We start from the raw sequence: 19604 nt of genomic DNA on the forward strand, positions 1-19604 counted from the left end.
TTCCGGGTTTTTTTAGCCTCCGTGTCCACGTCTTTTCTGTAATATTTTTCCAGTTCCTTTTCCGCTTGAAGATGACGTTCTCTTTCCGCTTTGAATTCCTTTTTCATCAACTTCAAAGCCTGCCTGTACGCCCTATTGAAGATTCTTTGTTTTTGACGTCTTCTCAGACGAACCAGTTTACTGATCCAATTCATACGTTTTTCCTGTTTTTAGGATGAAATATTTGTGTAAAAAATTTTCACATTGAAAATCGAAACGCTCCAATTTTTCGACGACCATCATACAATTGAAAAATTCGAGTCATTCCGCTTTTTCTTAAATGAAATTTCACCAATCTTTTCATTAGACTTCAAAATTCGAGAGAAAAACCTGGTTCCAAAACGGCGAAAGTGGTTGATTCCACGATGTAAAACTCAGAAAAAAGAACTAGGGGGAAACAACCATGACATCTAAAACGGAAGATTTTAACGAAGAAGTGGAGTCTTTAAAAGACAAAGCAAAAAGAATCACCGGAAAAGCCCGTGAGGAATATTTAGAGCACGTATCCGATCTCAAGGAAAAGATCAAACAAATCTCCGGCGACACATCGGAAAGGGCGAAACAAATTATTGACCAAACCGGAGTTTATATCAAAGAAAATCCTCAGAAGGCCACCTTGATCGGACTCGGAGTAGGACTCGGAATCGGATTACTCGTCGGAATGCTGATCCGTAGAAAATAAAAAACCGCGAACAACCCCGATGGCAAAAAAAAGAAAATCAGATTCCGCAAAGGAATCGTATAATGACGAACATACGAAAAGGGGAAACGATCTTAAATCGCACTTTCTCGCTTTGGTCGATTCCATTCTGGAATACTTCCAAACTCTTCTTCTCTACGGACAAAAATTCTTAACGAAAAGATTTCAAGCTGGAATCCAAGCTTATATTTTTCTAAAGATCGGTCTCTTTTTTTTCGCGTTCGGCTCCGTCGGCTTTTTAGGGGCACTTTTTATTTTCCTGCATAAAATCTCCGGAGGAGACCTTCTCCTCTCGAGTCTCGGTGTCGGCGGAGCAAGTTTTTCTCTTTCCATCTTTTTTCTCTGGCTCGCCGCCTCTTTCCTCAAAATCAAGGATCGGTCATGAAAGAATTTCCGGATCTCAATCCTTTCGACGGAAGCGATCGTTTTTTCGGAAAGGATCCTTCCGACATGAATTTGGAGGAATTAAAACTCTATCTTCACATCCAGAAACTCAGAGTACGCTTGGAGTTTGAAAAATTTCAGTCTTCGATCAACTACACGGGAATGATCGTGGACGCTCTCGACAAGTTGGGAATGGGGAAACTCTTACAATCTTTTCTCAAGGTGCCGGATAACGTTTATCCGCCGGAAGAGTGATCGCCGCTCTTGTATTTGCCACCGGATGTTTTGTGTTTCCATTTCCGTTTGACGGAACAAATCAAAAATTGAAACGATAATAGATTGGAAGAATCGATTATAACGGGCCGATCGTAAAAGTTACATAGATTGTCTTACTTCCGTATCCCCAGATTTTATTTCCTCACCTTGATATACATGTCTCCTTTTTCGTTGATTTCATACTCCACGTAGTCCGATTTTTTCACGGCTTCTTCGACCTGGGCAATTGTCACATCGTGGTATTTGGTCTTGGAGATGATCCTCTGAATGACGCGGACGTGAAAAAACGAATCATCTTTGATGATAGTGTTGAAAGATGTGTAATTTTTTTTATTTTTGTAGATAAAGGGAATCAATTCGACGATCTCGGCGATCGGATCGACAACGACGGAAATCGATACGGGACTCGTAAAATCCCCCGATTTGAGAATATACTGAAATCGTTCTTCACTTTGGCTGAAGAACTCAAATTTCTTTTTGCCTTCGGAGGTTTTAATATAAAGATACTTGCGCCATTGTTTATCGCAGATGGCGATTAGATCTTTGAGGATTTGATTGGTATCTTTTCGTTCCGCTCTTTGGGCCAACAATTTTTCTCCGGCTTCCAGAGCAAGTTCCGGTTTATAGTCGCTATTATCCGCGAGAGCCCTCAATAACGGATCTTCGATTTTCAGGATGGATGTCCAACTTTAACGGATCACGTTTGTAGGAAGCCGTTTTGTTTTTTTCCGATCGATTCTTTTTAAAACGTTCATGAAATTTCTCGATTTGTTCGTCGGTAAGCGGAGTACCGTTGATATTCAGTTGTTCGAGCTGTGTAAAATCGTGGAGAAACTCAAGATCGTTTAATTTCGTATCTCGCACGCAGGGAAAGTCGGTTCAACTTTTTCAATTTCACTACAGTTGCAAAATCCAACTCAGTACATCCGTCGGCGGTTAAGAAATTGATTTCTTTTAACATCGAAACGTCTTTCACAGGCGTTCCGGAGATATCAACGCTAAAAAGCTTTTTTCCGGCCATCGCCAAAATCGAAAGATCGGAAACGGCAGTGTCGTTAAGGCGGATAACTTCTAGTTTAAATTTCTTTTCGGATAGCAGCATTTCCAAAGATTTCAGATCGGTGATCGCGGTCCCGTTTAAGTTGAGTTCTTCCAAAGTTAGTATTGTTTCGAATGTAGGTTCTTTTTCTTTATTTTCGAATTGGTTTCTCAGCGCTTGTTTCCAAGCTTCGCTCAGGTTGTTCCACCAAGCGGACTTCACGTCCCCCGCCGGATCCGACGGACGCTCGATTATCGGTATTTCGACTTCAATTTCGAACTCATCGGCAAGTTGTTGTAAAAAGAGCGAGCCTACGTTATAATAAATCGGATTGATTTCGTCTTCCAGTTCGTGGATCACCGGAAAAATGGCGGGTTCCCCTTCTTTGTTTTTTTCCGTCGGGTGATAGATCCAATCGGAGTTATCCTGATAGTGTAGCGGACAGAGAACGTTACTCGCCTTGCCATCGAAAATCTCATAGACCCGATCGCCTTCGTCGAAAATACCGAAATCAAAGTAACACTTTCCCAGTTCCAACCGATCTGTTTTTAACGTGTTGTGCTTTTCAATCAGCTTAAGAAATGATTTTGGAAATTTTTTAAAGGAATTCGGATTGCCCGGAGACAACGCCGTAAGAGTTTCTCCGTTTTTGAATTCTACGATCAATGTTTTTGCCGTTTATTTTTGCCGCCTTTGCATGTTCAAAAACTTTACGCACTATGGACTCGAATCCGGAGGAATCGGCCAGATAGAGAAAATGTTTTATTAAATCTTTCTGCAAATTCTTCGAATTGACGATGTTTTCCCATTCTTTGGAAAAATCATCGGACGTCTTTACGGAAGTTTTTTTATTTTGGGGAGACGTTTTCGAACCTTTTTCCATATAACCTTTTTTTAATTTTTCCGAGAGCAATTTTTCGGCCTCTTTCAGACATTTTTCCTTGCTGTCGAAAGTTTTAGTTTGGGACGTTCCGGCTGTGCCGGTCTTACCGTAAGTAACCGTAAAGGATTTTCCGGAAACTTCCACGTTCCAGAACTTGTCCGATTTTTCGTCTTTGAATATTAAGCGGTGTTGCATGTCTATCATACTTTAGTATATTATTATTTTTTGATAAAATGAAATCGAGATTTGGAATACGCCGTAGATTGTTCTTAATTTCAAGGAGCTTCCGTAAAACCCGAAGATACCAATGATTCGATCAAATCCCCGTATGGAATCGGCTTTTTACAGCTATTATTAAATTAAAGATTTCCTATTAAAAAATAGATCTCAAAGTCCTTGAGCCGTTTAAAAATTTCAAGAACAAAATCTATTTAACGTAAGTTCGGCGTAAGAAAATGCGAAAGCGATTATTATGTTGCGACCTGGCTGCCGATCCATAGAGAGGCAGCCGCTGAGTTATGCCGATCCATAGAGAGGCAGCCGCTGAGTTATGCCGATCCATAGAGAGGCAGCCGCTGAGTTATGCCGATCCATAGAGAGGCAGCCGCTGAGTTATGCCGATCCATAGAGAGGCAGCCGCTGAGTTATGCCGATCCATAGAGAGGCAGCCGCTGAGTTATGCCGATCCATAGAGAGGCAGCCGCTGAGTTATGCCGATCCATAGAGAGGCAGCCGCTGAGTTATGCCGATCCATAGATAGCCGTAACCTTACCCACAAGTTAAGAAGTTTGGAACAATAAGGATCAAAAACTGATATATTTCAAGTGTTCCGACAAGAATCCCACTTTCTACTTGCAAAAAGTATGATTTTCTGATAGAGAAAAATCTCCCGAGCCTTTCCGCCTCCAGGCTCAATGATTTGCTCCCTACGGGTCGCTCATCACCCAAAAATCAGGGTGGGGCCGATCGTTTTACAGAGGATTTGTCGGAATTCCGACAGATTTATCTTCGGATCCAAGTATTTGTGGGGCTGGTTATGTTAGAGAGCAACACTTTAGTTTCTTATTCGCCCAAACTTTCTTACGCCGAACTCACGTTAAAATATGTTTTCACCTCGCGGATCTGGATCGTTTCCACCCGGTCCTCTCCGGCGATGATATCCGAAAGAATCACAACCTGATCCCCATCCTCTATTCTTCCCGCTTTTTTGAGAGTTTCGATCGCGAGCCGGATCGTTTTTTCCGGATCTTTGGAAAAATCGATCCGATACGGAATCACACCGCGAGTGAGCCAGAGTTTTCGCCTAACCGTAGTCATGTTTGTAAACGCATAAATCAAAGGATAATGCGGATGAAAACCGGCAACGTTAAGCGCCGTTGTTCCCCTTCTCGTAATGACGATAATCGCCGGACATTTTAGGGAATCCGCAAGTTCCGCGGCGGACCTTGCCATCTGTTCCTTTTTATCCTGTGGAATTTTATCCTTAACGTAATCCACACCGCCCGTTTTCTCCACACGTTGTGCGATCTTGTCCATCATTTCCACGCACCGAACCGGAAACTTACCCGCGGCGGTTTCTCCCGATAACATGATCGCATCCGCCTCTTCGTAGATCGCATTCGCGACGTCGGTGACCTCGGCTCTTGTGGGAGAAGGATTGTTAATCATCGATTCCAAAAGATGAGTCGCCACGATGACTCTTTTTCCCTTGAGGGCACATTCTTTGATGATCGCTCTTTGAAGGATCGGTAATTCCTCGATCGGAACTTCCACCCCCAAATCCCCTCTCGCGACCATCACACCGTCCGAAACCGCCACGATTTCTTTCATGTTACGAACGGCTTCTTGATCCTCTATCTTTGCGATAACCTGCGCGTGCCCTTCGTTTTCTTCGATGATTTGTTTCAATTGATTGATGTCTTCGGCAGAACGAACGAAAGAAAGAGCGATAAAGTCCACGTCCTCTTCCAATCCGAACAGGATATCCTTGTGATCCTTCGGCGTAATCGACGGAAGATTAACTCGAATTCCGGGAAGATTGATGTGTTTTCTGGAACCCAATCTTCCCCCGTCTAGAACCTTACACTTGAGCGCCGAGTCGTTGATCTCTTCTACGACAAGGTTGATCAGTCCGTTGTCTACGGTCACAGGATCGCCCACTTTTAAGTCCTTCACAATGTCTTTGTAATTTACGAACACGGATTGTTCCTCGGACTCTTCCCCGGGAATGATATGAAAGATGAACGTCTCGCCCACCTTTAGATCCAGGTGATCCACCTGAAGATCCCCCGTTCTGATTTCGGGTCCTTGCGTATCGAGTAGAATCGCGATCGGATTTTTCAGAACGTCCTTATTGAGAGATTTAATATTACGAATGATACTTCTATGGAAGTCGTGGTTACCGTGGGACATGTTCAGGCGCGCCACATTCATCCCCGCCTCCGCAAGCGCTTGAATCATTTTTTTATCGGAGGTTGCTGGACCGATGGTACAGATAATTTTCGTTTTTCTAATTACGGAGGATTCGCTCTTCATGTAATACCTTTATTCGGGAGAGCGGACCTTAGGACAATTCAGATTTTAGGCATGGTTTTTCGCAGAAAAGCTTCCAAAGAAATGCAAAAGTCGAACAAATCCTGATCGGGCATACTCGCATTCTTTTGTTCATCAATGACAGCGGAAGCCTTCTCCAAAAGATTCTTTCCGTTTTTTTTTAAATAACGTTTCGTAATAAGAATCGGAAACGTATATTTATCCTCCTGATTTCTCACCATGAAGGAGAAAATGTTGTTTTTTCCGTATTTTTTCAGGAAGTTGACCAAACCGTCTTCGTCAATCTCCCCGTCCATTTCGTATAAAAGAATGTTTCGATCCGGATACTGATGATTCGACCAGTAATCGTCCAAGATGTCCAAAGTTCTTTCCAGAAGTTTGGCTCCCAGGGGATCAACTTCCTTATGGACCACAGCGGGAGAAGTTTTTTCCTGTTTCATATCTGCGGTTTGCTGTTTCCGTGCGTTTTTCTCCGCAAGTTCCTTCTCCTTTACTCTTTTTTCCGCGAGTTTGGACATATCTTCTTGAATTTTTTTATTACGAGCTTCCATGATTCGTTTGTTCAGCTCGATCGTGTTGTGAGCGCGGATTTGTTCCACTTCGGATTTATGAACCGTAATGTTTCCGAAAATGTTTCTCCAAAGTCTCGTAAAAAAAGGAAGATACTTAAACAAACTGGATAATTCCAACTTATCAAAGGAAGAAATCAAATCCCGATCTTCGATAAAGTCCTTCACTTTCATTCGATCCAAGATCATGATCTCATTGTCATTTCCGGTCGAAGCGAAAGTTTTTCTCGCCGCCTCAATGGCGCCGGAAATCGAAAGTTTGTGAAGAACATAATTATACAGCGTGTTTTTGTCCGCAAATTCGGTATGAAGAATCTGGTCGTGATTGGTGACAAGAACTCGAATATCCTCTTCGATTTGCTGACCTCGAAAACGAAGAAAATTCAGATCTACGAGACGATTAGCGGATTTGATATAATCTACGATCTCGCTCAGTTTGGCTTTTTTCTCTTCCTTTTCTTTCTTTTCCTTGTCTTCTTCCTCAAAGCGAATCAGAACAAGGAGCTCTTCCATCGCCGTCTTTTGATCTCCGTAAGCGGGACTCATATAAGGCATAATGAAATTAACAAGACTACGCGTATTTTCCTTTTCCTCCTCGGACAAGACGTTTATAGCTCCGATACTTTGCAGTTCAGGAATCAAATGATCCATTAGAAAAGCTTTATACGCTTCGATTCTTGCGAGAATTTCCTCACGGACGTTGTAGTAAAATACGGAACGGTTCCCGGGATTAAAAGCTTGTTCGTTTCTAAAAAAGAATAAAACCTTTTGTTCCACCAATTTCTTGAGAACTGGTTTGAGATGAATGTTTACCGTGATTTGTTTGAGCTCCGGGTTAGTGTCAAAGGGATCGTTAAAAAGTTTTCCGATTTCGGTGGAAGCATACGTATTTGAGAGTTTATTCTCCGAAATTGCGGAATGAATTTGTTTGATAAATTCTTTCTTACTCGGAAGAGCCCTATTTTCCTTCACCCAACGTTGAATAGCATTGAATGTGATTTGATTTGCGCCGTCCACGTATCGATGACTGGTGGAAGCGTCCGTCGGTTGTGGTCTTGCAAATACAGGATTCATTTTGAGACAAGATTCGATCCTACCGTCGGACGAATCTTCGGCCGGATTAAAATCCACCATACAGATTTTTTTTATGATCGGAGGTTTGTATCTCGTGCAAAGTTCCTTGAGAAATTGTAAAGTCTTATCTTTATCAAGACTCAATTCCCTTGCCAATTGATCGACGTTAGGAAGGACTTTATTGGCCATGAATTTATCCGTCCAATCGCCGATAACGAGTAAAAGTTTATGAATTTTCTTATATTGAAAATCGTTTCTGGCCTCAAGCGACTGAGTCAACTGTAATGCGGTATTATAATCCGCCACTTTGAGTTCAGAGGATTGAGGCTCCAGCATGGAATGTCATTATTATTCCAAGAAATTTTTTTTGTAAAGAAGTTCTGCATTTAATAACGCAGCCCCCGCCGCTCCTCGAATCGTATTGTGACTTAAAACGACATATTTCCAATCGAAAATCGGATCGGGTCTGAGACGGCCTATCACCGTAGTCATTCCTTTGCCGGTATCCAAATCTAATCTAGGTTGTGGCCGATCCTCTTCTTCCTTATAAAGAAGAACCGGATTCGGAGCCAAAGGAAGACCTAACTTCTGAGGTTCCCCTGAAAATTCTTTCCAAGCGGAAAGAATTTCTTCCTTAGAAGGTTTCTTTTTAAATTTTACGGAAACACAAACCGTATGGCCGTCGAAAACCGGGACCCGATTGCAATGCGCGGAAATTGAAAAATCGGCGTGTAGAATTTTTCCGTTTTCCACTTTTCCGAGACACTTCAAAGGTTCAAGTTCCGCCTTTTCTTCTTCCCCTCCGATATACGGAACCACGTTTCCTAAAATATCCATCGTAGGAACACCCGGATAACCCGCACCGCTGATCGCCTGCATGGAAAAGAGCATAACGGACTCGATACCGAAACGATCAAAAAGAGGTTTAAGAGAAATCGTAACCCCCATAATCGTACAATTCGAGTTAGTGATAATCTTACCTTTCGTTTTCTGAGAAGTTAAAACATCCAAATGGGAAGAATTTACTTCCGCGGAGAGAAGAGGAACCGTTGGGTCCATCCTATGATTTTTAGAATTTGAAATGATATGGATTCCCGCATTCGCGTAATTCGTTTCCACTTCGCCGGCGATGTTTGAGTCCAAACCGGAAAATGCTAATACGACATCTTTCGTTTTAGCGGGATCGGGAGTGGTAATGACCATATTTTTCGCATAAGCAGGGATATCGGAAGAGATTTTCCATCTCGTCTTCATCACATCACCGTACGTTTTTCCCGCGCTTTTCTCGGAAGCGCAAAGGTGCGTAACCTCGAAGTACGGATGACGATCCAACAATTGAATAAATCGCTGACCTACGGAACCGGTGGCTCCTAAAACGGCAACTTTGACCCTGCTCATAATTTAAATTAAACGGTAAACCGCCCTCACAATCTGCGTTATTTTGCCGAATACGGTTCGGCTCGTTTATCAAGGTTTCAAAGGATGGCGTCTTTGTCTTTCAGAAATTTTGACGAATTCTCCCGCATAAATCGGACTCATTTTTACCATACCCGGAAAAGTAAAATGATGATAGTCGCTGAAATCTTGCATGGAAAGAGAATCTTTCAGATCGCTAAACCAAACCCCATTCCCAGAAATATCTTTCAGGAACAAAAGATGATCCTTATACCAACTCGAGTATTGATACCAATCCAAACTGATCGGATTTTCGGGATTATTTACGATCCAAAGAGGGATTTCTTTTTCCTTTAAGAAATCGGCAAATTTTTTCAGATATTGAAAATGAAGAACGGGAACGAATTTCTCCTCTCGAATCCGAAGTTTGGCGTCCTTAAGAGCAATCAAGTAACCTATCCCGGGCCTCTGAGCGTAGTCCTCAAGTAGACGAAAATTAAAGTATTTAGAATATTCTAAATCGCTCATACCCAAATAACGAAGATCTTCGAGCCTCTCCTCTCTCGTGTATTGCATTCCGTTTCTCGGAAAATCCGTACCGAAGGTTTGTTGCAGTCGGACACCAAGCCTATCGTAATTCCAATCCTTATTTTCCCCTTCGGCATAGTAAGGGATCCAGGTATTGGAAAGCTCCGCGGTAATTGGCAAGCCCGGATCCTCGGAATCGAAAAAGTTTCCCAATAAAATTTTCTTCCAACCAGGTTCGGAAAAGGAAAAAGTACGAATCGTATTCTTTTTTTGGAATGTGATCTTTAGCGGACCCGAAAAAAGAATTTCAGGCACGATTTGAACGAAAAAACCTTCTCTTTTCATTCCTTCCGTGAGGTTAAAGGAAAATTTTTTACCGGTCCAACCCAGAGAAGTCACCCGCTCCGGGATTTGAACGCCGTTGTATCCGTGATAACTCGTGTTTCTTCCGTAACGATGATCATAAAGGGATCGTAGATTTTTCCAAAAGATATCCTTGTATCGATAAAATCCGAAAAAAGAAGCGGATATATATTCGCTAGTTCTCACAAATCCGAGCTCAGAAAAGAACGCAAGCACAGTTTCCAAAGGAAAGATAAAACGGGATTGAGGAGCCTCGAAAAAATTGAGTGCGTCCAAAAGAAGAAGCTTCGAATCGATCGTTTCGTTTTTGTTGGAAGGATTCAAAGAATACGCGCGGTGTAATCTCCAATCAATAAAGTTGATTGGAAAAACGACAAAATCAGGTTCTAATTCCACGATCTTGTTACGACAGAGCCACACATCCAAAGGAGTCATTCCGGCGTAAGAAAGAAACTCCACCTCAACTTCTTTGCCGGTTCTTTCGAAAATCTCCTTGCGAAAGGATTCTCTGTCGAAAGAATAATGAGCGATACTCGAACCTACGATCAAAATTCTAGGACGGCTTTTTTGTTTTTCTCGAAGCGCAAAGTATTCGTATAAAAAATTATAAAAGTGATTTGAGCTCCAAGGGGACTCATTCGGAACTTTCCAAATCAAAACCCGAAAGAACAGAAAGTCGAATAGACACAAAATTAAGATCCCGGCCGCCAAAAGAAGTCCGTTATTTGTACGTTTATATTTACCGGCCTTAGGCTCTATGTTTTTCGTTCGATCCAAAATAAATGTTCCTTTCTTTGAATACTCCAAAACCACAAATTCTTAGAATCCAAACTCATGTCCAGGAACTTCTTTTTTAGCTTTACCATTGACTTAGACCGAAAGATACCACAAAAAGGAAACCAAAACGATGCCGCTTTACAAATTGAGTCTTACCTTTTGATAGAATGTTACAATACGTCTTCAGTTTAATTTTATTTTTTGCTTCCCTTCTTTTTTCTTTAGCTCTCAGCCCTCAGGAAATCTATCTAAACTCGGATATCCTCTATCTTCCCACGCTCGCCTTGGACGTGTTAGTGGATGGGGGAAATTTTCTTTCTTGGTCCTTTACCCCTTCCCCGTATTTCTTTCCGGATTTTCCGATCGTATCCATACTTCTTTTAATTTTTGAAAACGCACAAAAGGCACTGATCTGTTTCGCGCTCTTACAAACGATCTTGTTTGCCGTTTTGATGGAACGTTTCTGGATTTTCGCAAAAGAAGAAAGAAAAGGAAAATCTCTTTCCCCCAAAGAAATAAGGCGAGTTAGATCTTGGATTTTACTTCTTATTTCGCTTTTACTTTTGATCGCAAAAAATTTTCCAACTCTTTATATTATATTTTTACCCTCCATTCATACGAGCGCGTTTTTGGTAACCTTATGCGCCTGGCCGCTGATTCACAAAACATTCCAAAAACGTCAAGTATGGATCTTAACCATTTGGATTGCGCTCACAGTCGCATCCGATCGCATCCTATTCGTAGAATTGATTGTTCCTGGAATTCTGGCAGGATTTCTATTTCCTTCCCAGCGGAGTCAAAGATCGGGATGGAAACGTTTATTCCCGAAAAGTTCCAAAATTTTAATAGTTTCGGGGATTGCAGGTTTGATCTTACATGCGATTCTCAAATCTTTTTTGTTTATCGAAAGGTCTGGAAAAATTCCCATCAATCTTTCTCTGACGCGGGCGGCAATGGACGGTGCTCGTTTTTTTATGGAAGCACAGGCTTGGATTCTTTCCGGATTCAAGAGCAAGATTCCAATTCCCGCAATCTTAATTTCGATCCTAATCATTGCATTGGTTCTTAGTTTGATCAGGATTAAAAAATCAAAATCAACCGCCTTTTTATTTTTCTTTTTTGCGATTCTTTTCTTTGCACCAATCTTAACCGGATTGTATATCGACGAGTATAGTCTACGTTATGTGTCTCCCGCTTTGATCTTGGCCCCATTCTTACTGCTCTCTATGACCGAGTTTCCAAAGCGAACTTTGACACTGACGATCTTTCTTCTATTTCTTTTACTCTTGTTCATCGGACAAAAAGCACCTCAAAATATAGAGAATTCGCTTTATCGTCTTTTCCGGACAGTGCCACAGGAAGCGCAATGCGTGGACGAAATTTCCGAAAAAACGCCGATTTCACTCGTTATTTCCGACTTTTGGACCGCGAAAAGAATCCGAGTCTTTTCCAAAAAGAAAATCCCATCCATTCATGTTACATATAGAACATTAGAAGGTTCTCATACGATTTCAAACCGAGAATGGTATCTCAAGGACTATCCGGGAACCGTCGCTGTTTTTACCCAGGGATTGGGAGAAAATCGTATCCAAGAAATATACGGAACGCCGTCCGGAAAAACGCAGTGCGGAGAATTCAGAATTTATTTATACGTAGATTTCCGTAAAATCGGGCAAACCTTACGCAAACCTTTTCAAAAAACGAAATAAAGAAAGGGTTTTGTTTCCACGGTCAAAACAACACCCACGATAAAACCCAAGGCGCTTAAAAGAGCAAAAAGACTCCAGTGAAGATTTTCCCTAAAACGAGAAAAGGCTTCGGAAAGTTCCTCCTTTTTACCGATCCAAGTGGCCAAAGCCATAAAAAGAAGAATCGTAAAAAAATGATTCTGCATCGTATAAGTCGGTTCGATACCGTCACGAAACAAAAATAAAGTTTTGAAAAGTCCAATCGACCCAGAAAACGTTTTCGAACGGAAAAAAACCCAGACCAAACAAACGGAAAGAATTACAAAAATTTGATATAAAAATTTCATTCCGCGACTAAAGATAGAATCTTCCCTCCATGGCAAACTCACAGAATTCCGAAACCATCGTTCCAAAGCCAATAAGATCCCGTGTAAAAAACCCCAGATCACAAAATTCCAACTCGCACCGTGCCAAAGCCCGCCGAGAAGCATAGTAATCAAAAGGTTTCGGTACGTTGTAAAATCAGCGATCCGATTCCCTCCAAGAGGAATGTAAAGGTACTCTCGAAGCCAACTAGAAAGAGAAATATGCCATCTTCCCCAGAAATCGGAAAAACTCGTAGCGGTATAAGGAAGTTTGAAATTTTCGGGCAAACGAACCCCCAAAAGAAGCGCGGAACCGATGGCGATATCCGTATAACCGGAAAAATCACAGTAAATCTGGATCGAATAAGAAATAACTCCCAACCACGCAAAAAAAGTCGAAATCGACTCCGGAAATTGATAAGCGAAATCGGAAACTACCGAGATTCGGTCTGCGATCACTGCCTTTTTCACAAAACCTAAAAGAATCAGCCAAATCCCTTCCCGAAAAGGAACATTATCCCAGCTAAACATGTTACGTAACGCAGGCAAAAGGGTTTTCGCGGAAATGATCGGACCCGCAACGAGTTGAGGAAAGAAGGACAAAAATAAGGCATAATGGAAAAAATTTTTTTCCGGTTGAATCCGTTGTCTATAAACATCGATCGAATAGCTAAGAGATTGGAACGTATAAAACGAAATTCCAACAGGCAAAATGACCTTTAAAGTCGGCGCAGAAATTTGCCAACCGAAAGAATGAAAAAGGGTCAGAAATGAATTCATAAAAAAATGAAAGTATTTGAAAAATACAAGAACGGAAAGATTTCCCAATAATGAAAGAAAAAGAAGAACTTTTCTTTTACGAAGATTTTTCTGAAAGCTTAAAGCTCTTCCGACAGAATAATCCAAAACTGTAGTAAAAAGAATCAAAGCCCCGAAGCGATAGTCCCAAGAAAGATAAAAGCAATAACTGACCAAAAGTAAAAAGCCAAGAACAAATGAATTTTTCCTTGGATAAATTACGGTAAAAACCCACCGAACACACCAAACGATTGTAAAAAAAAGAAAATATTGTGGAGTTGTAAAATTCATCGAAACCGAAACTACATCCAAAATCCCGACAAAACGGAAATCCTCCAGTTGTTTTTCAATTCAATCCGACATTTCAGTTCGAAAGGTCAACTTGAGCGGATATATGTTTTGCCTCTTTTTTAACGTGAGTTCGACGGTTGAAAGTTTGGGCGAATAAGAAACTCAATGCAACGACTCCCTATGATCGTCGTCGCAGCTCGCGACCGCGCTTTAACTCAATGTTCCAATTCCTTCAGAATTTAACTCAATGTTTCTCCCTATGGGTCGAAACATATAATCGCTTTCGCATTTGTTATATCGAGTTCAAATTACTTTATGAATTTAGAAAATATATTAAATTGATTAATATTATTATTAATTTAAAGATTATATTTAATCCTATAAAATTAATTATTATAATCATATTTAAATTATCATTTTTAATCTAAAATTTTATTTTTCATTTTAAGTTTCAATTCAAACTTTCTTTCAAATTAAACTTCTCAATAGGGCAAACAAGCAAATCTATAAATTTTACCGGTCGGGCGCGTCATAACCTACTTAGATCCAAAAATAGTTGGAATTACGACAAATCTTCTGTAAAATTTACGTCCGTAGAGCGAGCGGCCTAAAACCACCATAGGAAGCGCTGTATCTGAGTTTCCTAATTTTAGATGGCGGGAATGGAAAGACTTGGGAGATTTTTCCACCAGAAAATCATACTTTTTACAAGTAAAAAGCTGTAGCCTATGGAACGGTGGTCTTCTTGAGTTCGATTTGACTATATTTATTCTATTATTAATGATTAAATATAATCCTATAATTAAAATTAAACAGTCCATTTATTTTTTACTCCGCAATTTGGACAAATTGCTGAAATTTCAGCTTTTACTCTTCTTCCCTTAGGGGTTTCTATTTTTCCAATTGCTACAAACTCAAAATCGACACCTTCTGGAACATAATGCCCTGCTCCGTACTTTGCCGAACCCTCTATCATATAAGAGCAAGCATGGCATTTAACCCGCAATTTAATTACTTCAGCCATAATTTCCTGTTGCTCTATTTTTAAAAACGAAATAGGGTCGTAAACCTTTTTCTGACATTTCTGCATCAGCAGGAGCTTTCACTACACATGACAAAATGGCGTTAATTTTGCTCGGCACCATAGGGAGTGTGGGGCTCGTCCATAAAATGCTATTTCTAAGAAAATGTATCTCTTCTATTTTTATTACGTGTGCCCTAATTTAGGCATATATACACAATCTGCTTGCCGGATGACCTTTAAACAAAATCATATGCGCCTCATCTACAAAATTACTCACTACATATGGGTTTTCAGAAAAATTATATTTTAAAATTTCAAAAACAGATTAAGAACTATAGGAAAAAAGGAAGCTTCTGTCAGCCAACTACCCATTTCTAAGCAGTTCATTTGTCATCCGATTATGACTCTTCGCTATTTTCTCTTTCAATCAAATTCATTTTAATAGAACTACTTCGGCCACACGGGCACCTCTACGAAAAAGCCTTTTTAGAACCGTGCCCAAATTTAAACATTTATTTATCTGCCCAGATGCCGTCCGTATTCCCGTCAATAGGCCGTCTCGTGCCAAATTATAGTCTTTTAATGACGACCTATTGGCATTTAAATTTTCGATCTTTTCCCCTGTGCTTAGGTAAGGGGAAATCTTAGCGTTTTGAAGTTTTTTTAGATTTTTCTTTTTTGGGAGATGGCGCGATTTTTACGGAATTTTCAATTGATACTACTTGTTTTTCGGAAGATTTTGAGTTACTCGATATATCGAAATTTGTATCAATTCCCTGCTTTTTATTCCTTTTGACCATATATATAAAATGTCGTATATACTGTCCATAAGGCTCGGGCAATGTTTTTGGGTCAAAATCTAATGGATTATCAAGAAGGGATTTTACAACGACTTGACTTAAGTCTTCTTTGCTGGTCATCATAATCGTTTCGAGACGTCTACAAATCTCGTAATCGTTTACTTCAAGAGACATTCTTTTCATTGCGTTCAGCAATTTTTGAAAAGAAGATCGTTTTACTTTAGAAGCCATAGACAAAGATTTTCAACCGTAGGTTGAAAAACAAACAAAATTAGACTTTTATCAAAGAGCCGATTTTTTATATGAAAAATCAGCTAAAAAGGTTATACCGTTTTTTAATTCCGACCACTCCATCGTTAGTTGGTGTTTCAAAAGAAATATCCTCCTTTTCACTTGGAGAATAATTCCTCTCGATTTCAATTGTCTTTAGTGATGTATAATAGGTTTGAATTCCTAAAGTAAGTAGCTCGAAGTTTCGATCGACGCTAACAAAAGGTAAGCGCAACAATCTCATTCCCTTTCTAACAAACGAAAAGATAGGAGAATATATTTGATTTTCTTTCTCTTTTTGATGTAGAAATATCAATTCCTCCAATCGCGAAAAAGTATTTAAAGAAGTCGAAACTCTTATAAGATTTGGAAAAGAACGGACTAAAAATCCTTTTCGATTTCTATCGAATTGACTTATTTGAATGAAAGTTTTTTTCGTTAAATTTCCCACTAATTTGATTTGTTGAGAAAGACGAATATCATCCTCTGATAATGCTAAAGAAACTTCCAAGCAAAATAAGCCCTGATGAAACAAAGATAGAATCCAAAAATTCCTTATCAGATGGGAAATCACAGTTTCCCTACTACGATGGCCGCCCAAAACAGAAGCATTCTCTATTTTGAGTTTTTCAAAATCTTCCAAAGATATAACCGAATCGGAACCTGCTTTTGTTAAAATCGACATCTGAGTTTGAGTAGAAAAGTCCCGAACACTCGGCAAAGTACTTTTAAATTTTAAATCGAAATTTTGAATATTAGAATGTAAACTTTGGAAATTTATAGTAACACCGTGCATCTCGGAAGATGAAACTTCTTTCCCAATTGAATTCGCTCGGTAAGGCTTTGTTTTGCCAACTGTCCTTAAATTAAAAACAAAAAAATCATCCTGATCCAAAGCCGAAACTTCACCCGCAACGGGGACAGACAAAACTCGATCTACCTCTACTTGATGCACTAGGATTTTCGACGCTTCCAAAACCTCACTTTCAGAAGCGGACAATGCACCGGACACTCCGAAACCCAAAAGTCCGGCAAGCAAAAATTGCGCCAAAAATATCGCTCTCGTTCGAAAAAACATAGTATTTTTCTATAATTTGTCTGTTTTTCGAGAAAAAGGAAGCTTTTTTTACTGTTTTTTAGAATTTTTTAGGAAAATTCTCATGCGCTTTTTCGAAATAGACGCTTCACCCTTAACTTCCATTCCCAGAGAATAATTCTTTTTTCTTCCTCTTCAGCTCGGTCTTGTTCTTTTTCAAGAAGCGCATAACACATGCTCGCGATTTCAGGACCGAAGTTTTTTTCAAGTTCTACTTCAAACTCCTTAACTTTCATCTCGAGAATCAACTCGGCCAAACGAAAACCTTCATCTAGATTAAGAAGTTTCTGTTTAATTTGTTTCAACTCGTCTTTTTCAAATTCATTGCGAATCATAACCGCAAAAAAAGTTCGAACAAAGGAAACTTCTTCCGGTTTTAACTGAAAATCCAAAAGAAGTTGTTTTACTTTCTCAAGATCCATCCTCCTCAAATGAATCCGAGCCAAAAATACCGGATTTCCAGAATGAATATTTAAATTTCCGGAATCCATAATGTCCGCAGCTCTCACTTTATTGAAATCTACAATTCCGGATTCTTTCCCTTTGTTTGTTTCAGCCGGAGACTCAGGCGCTTTATGAGCGACCACTTTTTTACGAATAATCAGCATATTCAGAGACGGAAATCGAATTTTCAAAGTGATCAAATCTTGACGGGGATAAGATTCATCCAAAACGAGATGGTGCATTTCCACACCTTCTTCTCTAGATCGAATTAAATCTTCACTGTTTTGAAAATGATACACAACTACCGGAAGAACGTCGCAATCACTTCCACTGTTTAAAAAAATAGTTCTGACCTCATTTCCCGAATTGGAATGCTGATAAGGGATAACAAGTTTACTTTGTTTTACATTTACGAAACTCAACTCGCCAAGACGAAAGTGAGAAAGATTGAATTGTGATCCTAAAAAAACAACTCTTGGAACTGCGACGACTATTGAATTATTTTTCGAACCTCGAGGAACCTCAGGTCCTTTTTGGGTAAAAACAACATAGGTCATTTTTGCAAGACGAACTTTAACTAAAAATCCGCCGGGAGTCTTTCGTTCTTCGTAGAGTGAGTCGAGATCCACTTTTAACCAATCTCCAATTGTTTAAGTTTATACTGCAAAGATCCTCTGGAAATTCCAAGAGCACGCGCCATTCGAATCTGATTCCCGCCGAACAATTTTTGAGCTAGAAGAATTTTCTGTCTTTCCACCGCTTCAACCGCCCTTCGAAGATCAAGATCCTCAGAATCCGGGATCGTCAGAATCCGATCTCGGCTTTCCTTTCGGTCCAGAATTCCGATTTCTGAACCAGAAGAACTCAAAATAGATTCTTCTAAAAGATTACGCAAGCCCGAAAGATTTTTACCAAAATTCATTTTTAGGACTTTGTGTAAATTTTCTTCCGACAACCGAAGATCTTCACGACCCATGGAATCCTTCAACTCTTCTAAAATCAGTTCAATTAAAGATTTTTTTTGAGAGGAATTAAACTCATCCAAGCCCGGGACTACAATCGTCCTTTGGAGGAGAAGCTCTCGGAATGGTCTGAAAATTTCAGTTGGCTCTACACCCGGAGTTTCCGTAAAAATCAGCTGAAAATCTCCAGAATTCTCAGAAAGAATTTTGAAAAAAAATTTCTGTTGAAGTGAAGTGAATTTTTCTGTTCCTTCAATTAAAATTGTCCCACAATTGGTCATTCGAACCCATTCGTCTAAAGACTTTTCCAATTTGGAAATCTGTTCGGGCAAAAAGCCAATCACCAAGATTCCCTTTTCCGGACTTAGATTTCGATGTAACCATTTGCCTAAGGTTTTTTTTCCAGAGCCGGATGGGCCTGAGATTCGGATCCAAAAATTTTTTCTTTCGAACCAATCTGGCCAAGATTGCAGTCCGCAGACCTCAGCCAAAAATTGTCCAAGACTTTCTTTTTTTAAATCGGTCCGAGTCGAGAAAGAAGAATGAGCGCGTAAAATAGAAATATTGGAACGGGGGGTTTCCGAGATTTTTTTTGAAACTAAAGCCCAAAGCGCAAGAACCGCATCAGAAGGTTTTTCCAGAAACTCAACCAGAAAAAAACCTTCCAAAAAAGAATTTCCTCGAATTCCACCGACCAAACAGCCGACAGCCTCCGAGTGAAAAAGATCGTTTTCAATAGAGGAAAACCAGAGAGGGAAAAAATCAGGACTTAGATTGAGCTTATCTAAATTTCCAGTAGCTCTAGCTAAAAAAGAATAAAAAAAGCCGTCTTCGTTATAACCAACACTTGCAACTTCTTCTAGGGTTTTACCGTGATCAAAACTCAACGTTAAAACCCCGCAAACTCCATTAGAAATTCGGATCCATTCACCCAAAGCATTTGAAAATTCTTCCTTTTTGTTTTTAGGAGAAGAATGATCTGAGAACAATAGATTGAACAAAGACGGATGCACAAAAGAAAGATGTTTAAAATTAAGCATTCTGTCAACCAAGTACAGATAGAATGTCGGACATCCGACAACGTCTTTTAAAACAGCAAGAACTTCAGGAAAAAATACTAATTTTGGATAAATGATTGAAGGCAAAAAACCTTAGCCCCATTTGGAAACGAAATCGAAAGCAAAAAGTTTTATTCGATTTTTGAAGATAAAATTTCCACGAGTCAAAATTCAGTATCGATAAGGATTCAATGTCGGATATCCGACAATAGAGTAAAGGTAGAATTC

The 19604-nt window shown here is 39.9% G+C and carries 15 protein-coding genes and 1 pseudogene (1 of these 16 running past the window's edge); 4 read left to right on the forward strand and 12 right to left on the reverse strand.

Features of this window, described 5'->3' with window-relative positions:
- Window positions 1-194, reverse strand: partial view of a hypothetical protein gene (locus tag FHG67_RS20975; RefSeq protein ID WP_002622603.1) — the 5' portion only. Its footprint begins 220 nt before the window's first position; 194 of the gene's 414 nt are visible here — the first part of the coding sequence; it begins with the start codon at window positions 192-194; its stop codon lies off the left edge, out of view.
- A gap of 248 nt (window positions 195-442) precedes the next feature.
- Here FHG67_RS20975 and FHG67_RS20980 point away from each other — a divergent pair, with 248 nt between their 5' ends.
- From FHG67_RS20980 to FHG67_RS20990, 3 genes are read left to right on the forward strand one after another with little or no spacing between them, the layout of a single operon-like run.
- Window positions 443-721, forward strand: coding sequence for a DUF883 family protein (locus tag FHG67_RS20980; protein WP_002622607.1), 279 nt, complete (start codon window positions 443-445; stop codon window positions 719-721).
- Window positions 722-740: 19 nt separating this feature from the next.
- On the forward strand, window positions 741-1124 hold the full coding sequence (locus FHG67_RS20985) for an LBF_4227 family protein (RefSeq protein ID WP_004500633.1): 384 nt from the start codon (window positions 741-743) through the stop codon (window positions 1122-1124).
- A complete protein-coding gene (locus FHG67_RS20990) occupies window positions 1121-1378 on the forward strand; it encodes a hypothetical protein (RefSeq protein WP_002622496.1) in 258 nt (85 codons plus the stop codon). Before FHG67_RS20985 ends, FHG67_RS20990 begins: the two co-directional genes overlap by 4 nt.
- A gap of 155 nt (window positions 1379-1533) precedes the next feature.
- Here FHG67_RS20990 and FHG67_RS21950 read toward each other — a convergent pair.
- The 5 genes and pseudogenes from FHG67_RS21950 to FHG67_RS21025 all read right to left on the reverse strand — a co-directional run bounded on the left by FHG67_RS21950 (window position 1534) and on the right by FHG67_RS21025 (window position 10580).
- Window positions 1534-3516: pseudogene (locus FHG67_RS21950) on the reverse strand (WGR domain-containing protein).
- An 885-nt stretch (window positions 3517-4401) separates the two neighbouring features.
- Window positions 4402-5856, reverse strand: coding sequence for a pyruvate kinase (pyk, locus tag FHG67_RS21010; protein ID WP_004497337.1), 1455 nt, complete (start codon window positions 5854-5856; stop codon window positions 4402-4404).
- A 38-nt stretch (window positions 5857-5894) separates the two neighbouring features.
- A complete protein-coding gene (locus FHG67_RS21015) occupies window positions 5895-7853 on the reverse strand; it encodes a hypothetical protein (RefSeq protein ID WP_004500616.1) in 1959 nt (652 codons plus the stop codon).
- 12 nt (window positions 7854-7865) lie between these two features.
- Entirely contained in the window at window positions 7866-8915 is a 1050-nt protein-coding gene (gene asd / locus FHG67_RS21020; RefSeq protein WP_004500653.1) for an aspartate-semialdehyde dehydrogenase, read from the reverse strand.
- A gap of 69 nt (window positions 8916-8984) precedes the next feature.
- A complete protein-coding gene (locus tag FHG67_RS21025; protein WP_051017927.1) occupies window positions 8985-10580 on the reverse strand; it encodes a hypothetical protein in 1596 nt (531 codons plus the stop codon).
- Between the two features lie 167 nt (window positions 10581-10747).
- On the opposite strand from FHG67_RS21025, the gene FHG67_RS21030 reads away from it, so the two are divergent.
- Window positions 10748-12289, forward strand: a complete 1542-nt coding sequence (locus FHG67_RS21030; protein ID WP_004497379.1) for a hypothetical protein — start codon at window positions 10748-10750, stop codon at window positions 12287-12289.
- Here FHG67_RS21030 and FHG67_RS21035 read toward each other — a convergent pair.
- From FHG67_RS21035 to FHG67_RS21060, 6 genes are all read right to left on the reverse strand, one after another.
- Window positions 12274-13722 carry an MBOAT family O-acyltransferase gene (locus FHG67_RS21035; RefSeq protein WP_020782586.1) on the reverse strand — a complete coding sequence of 483 codons (1449 nt, stop codon included), beginning with the start codon at window positions 13720-13722 and terminating at the stop codon, window positions 12274-12276. The genes FHG67_RS21030 and FHG67_RS21035 overlap by 16 nt on opposite strands.
- Before the next feature lie 808 nt (window positions 13723-14530).
- A complete protein-coding gene (locus FHG67_RS21040) occupies window positions 14531-14746 on the reverse strand; it encodes a hypothetical protein (RefSeq protein ID WP_026054333.1) in 216 nt (71 codons plus the stop codon).
- 644 nt (window positions 14747-15390) lie between these two features.
- Complete coding sequence (locus tag FHG67_RS21045; protein WP_004497352.1) at window positions 15391-15777, reverse strand: phosphatidylinositol phospholipase; 387 nt, start codon at window positions 15775-15777, stop codon at window positions 15391-15393.
- Window positions 15778-15856: 79 nt separating this feature from the next.
- Entirely contained in the window at window positions 15857-16894 is a 1038-nt protein-coding gene (locus FHG67_RS21050; RefSeq protein ID WP_142499948.1) for a hypothetical protein, read from the reverse strand.
- An 80-nt stretch (window positions 16895-16974) separates the two neighbouring features.
- The gene (locus FHG67_RS21055) at window positions 16975-17985 is read right to left on the reverse strand and encodes a hypothetical protein (RefSeq protein WP_004497444.1); all 1011 of its coding nucleotides are present in this window, start codon (window positions 17983-17985) and stop codon (window positions 16975-16977) included.
- A gap of 2 nt (window positions 17986-17987) precedes the next feature.
- The gene (locus FHG67_RS21060; RefSeq protein ID WP_004500639.1) at window positions 17988-19358 is read right to left on the reverse strand and encodes a helix-turn-helix domain-containing protein; all 1371 of its coding nucleotides are present in this window, start codon (window positions 19356-19358) and stop codon (window positions 17988-17990) included.
- Window positions 19359-19604 lie beyond the last annotated feature (246 nt).

Source organism: Leptospira weilii, from assembly GCF_006874765.1.
GTDB lineage: Bacteria > Spirochaetota > Leptospiria > Leptospirales > Leptospiraceae > Leptospira > Leptospira weilii.

Excerpts from the sequence above, each read along its gene's own strand:
- FHG67_RS21040 (WP_026054333.1), bottom strand. The coding sequence starts at position 14,746 with ATGGCTGAAGTAATTAAATTGCGGGTTAAATGCCATGCTTGCTCTTAT.
- FHG67_RS21060 (WP_004500639.1), bottom strand. The coding sequence starts at position 19,358 with ATGCTTAATTTTAAACATCTTTCTTTTGTGCATCCGTCTTTGTTCAAT.
- FHG67_RS21030 (WP_004497379.1), top strand. The coding sequence starts at position 10,748 with ATGTTACAATACGTCTTCAGTTTAATTTTATTTTTTGCTTCCCTTCTT.
- FHG67_RS20985 (WP_004500633.1), top strand. The coding sequence starts at position 741 with ATGGCAAAAAAAAGAAAATCAGATTCCGCAAAGGAATCGTATAATGAC.
- pyk (WP_004497337.1), bottom strand. The coding sequence starts at position 5,856 with ATGAAGAGCGAATCCTCCGTAATTAGAAAAACGAAAATTATCTGTACC.
- FHG67_RS21035 (WP_020782586.1), bottom strand. The coding sequence starts at position 13,722 with ATGAATTTTACAACTCCACAATATTTTCTTTTTTTTACAATCGTTTGG.
- FHG67_RS20980 (WP_002622607.1), top strand. The coding sequence starts at position 443 with ATGACATCTAAAACGGAAGATTTTAACGAAGAAGTGGAGTCTTTAAAA.
- asd (WP_004500653.1), bottom strand. The coding sequence starts at position 8,915 with ATGAGCAGGGTCAAAGTTGCCGTTTTAGGAGCCACCGGTTCCGTAGGT.
- FHG67_RS20990 (WP_002622496.1), top strand. The coding sequence starts at position 1,121 with ATGAAAGAATTTCCGGATCTCAATCCTTTCGACGGAAGCGATCGTTTT.
- FHG67_RS21015 (WP_004500616.1), bottom strand. The coding sequence starts at position 7,853 with ATGCTGGAGCCTCAATCCTCTGAACTCAAAGTGGCGGATTATAATACC.
- FHG67_RS21050 (WP_142499948.1), bottom strand. The coding sequence starts at position 16,894 with ATGTTTTTTCGAACGAGAGCGATATTTTTGGCGCAATTTTTGCTTGCC.
- FHG67_RS21045 (WP_004497352.1), bottom strand. The coding sequence starts at position 15,777 with ATGGCTTCTAAAGTAAAACGATCTTCTTTTCAAAAATTGCTGAACGCA.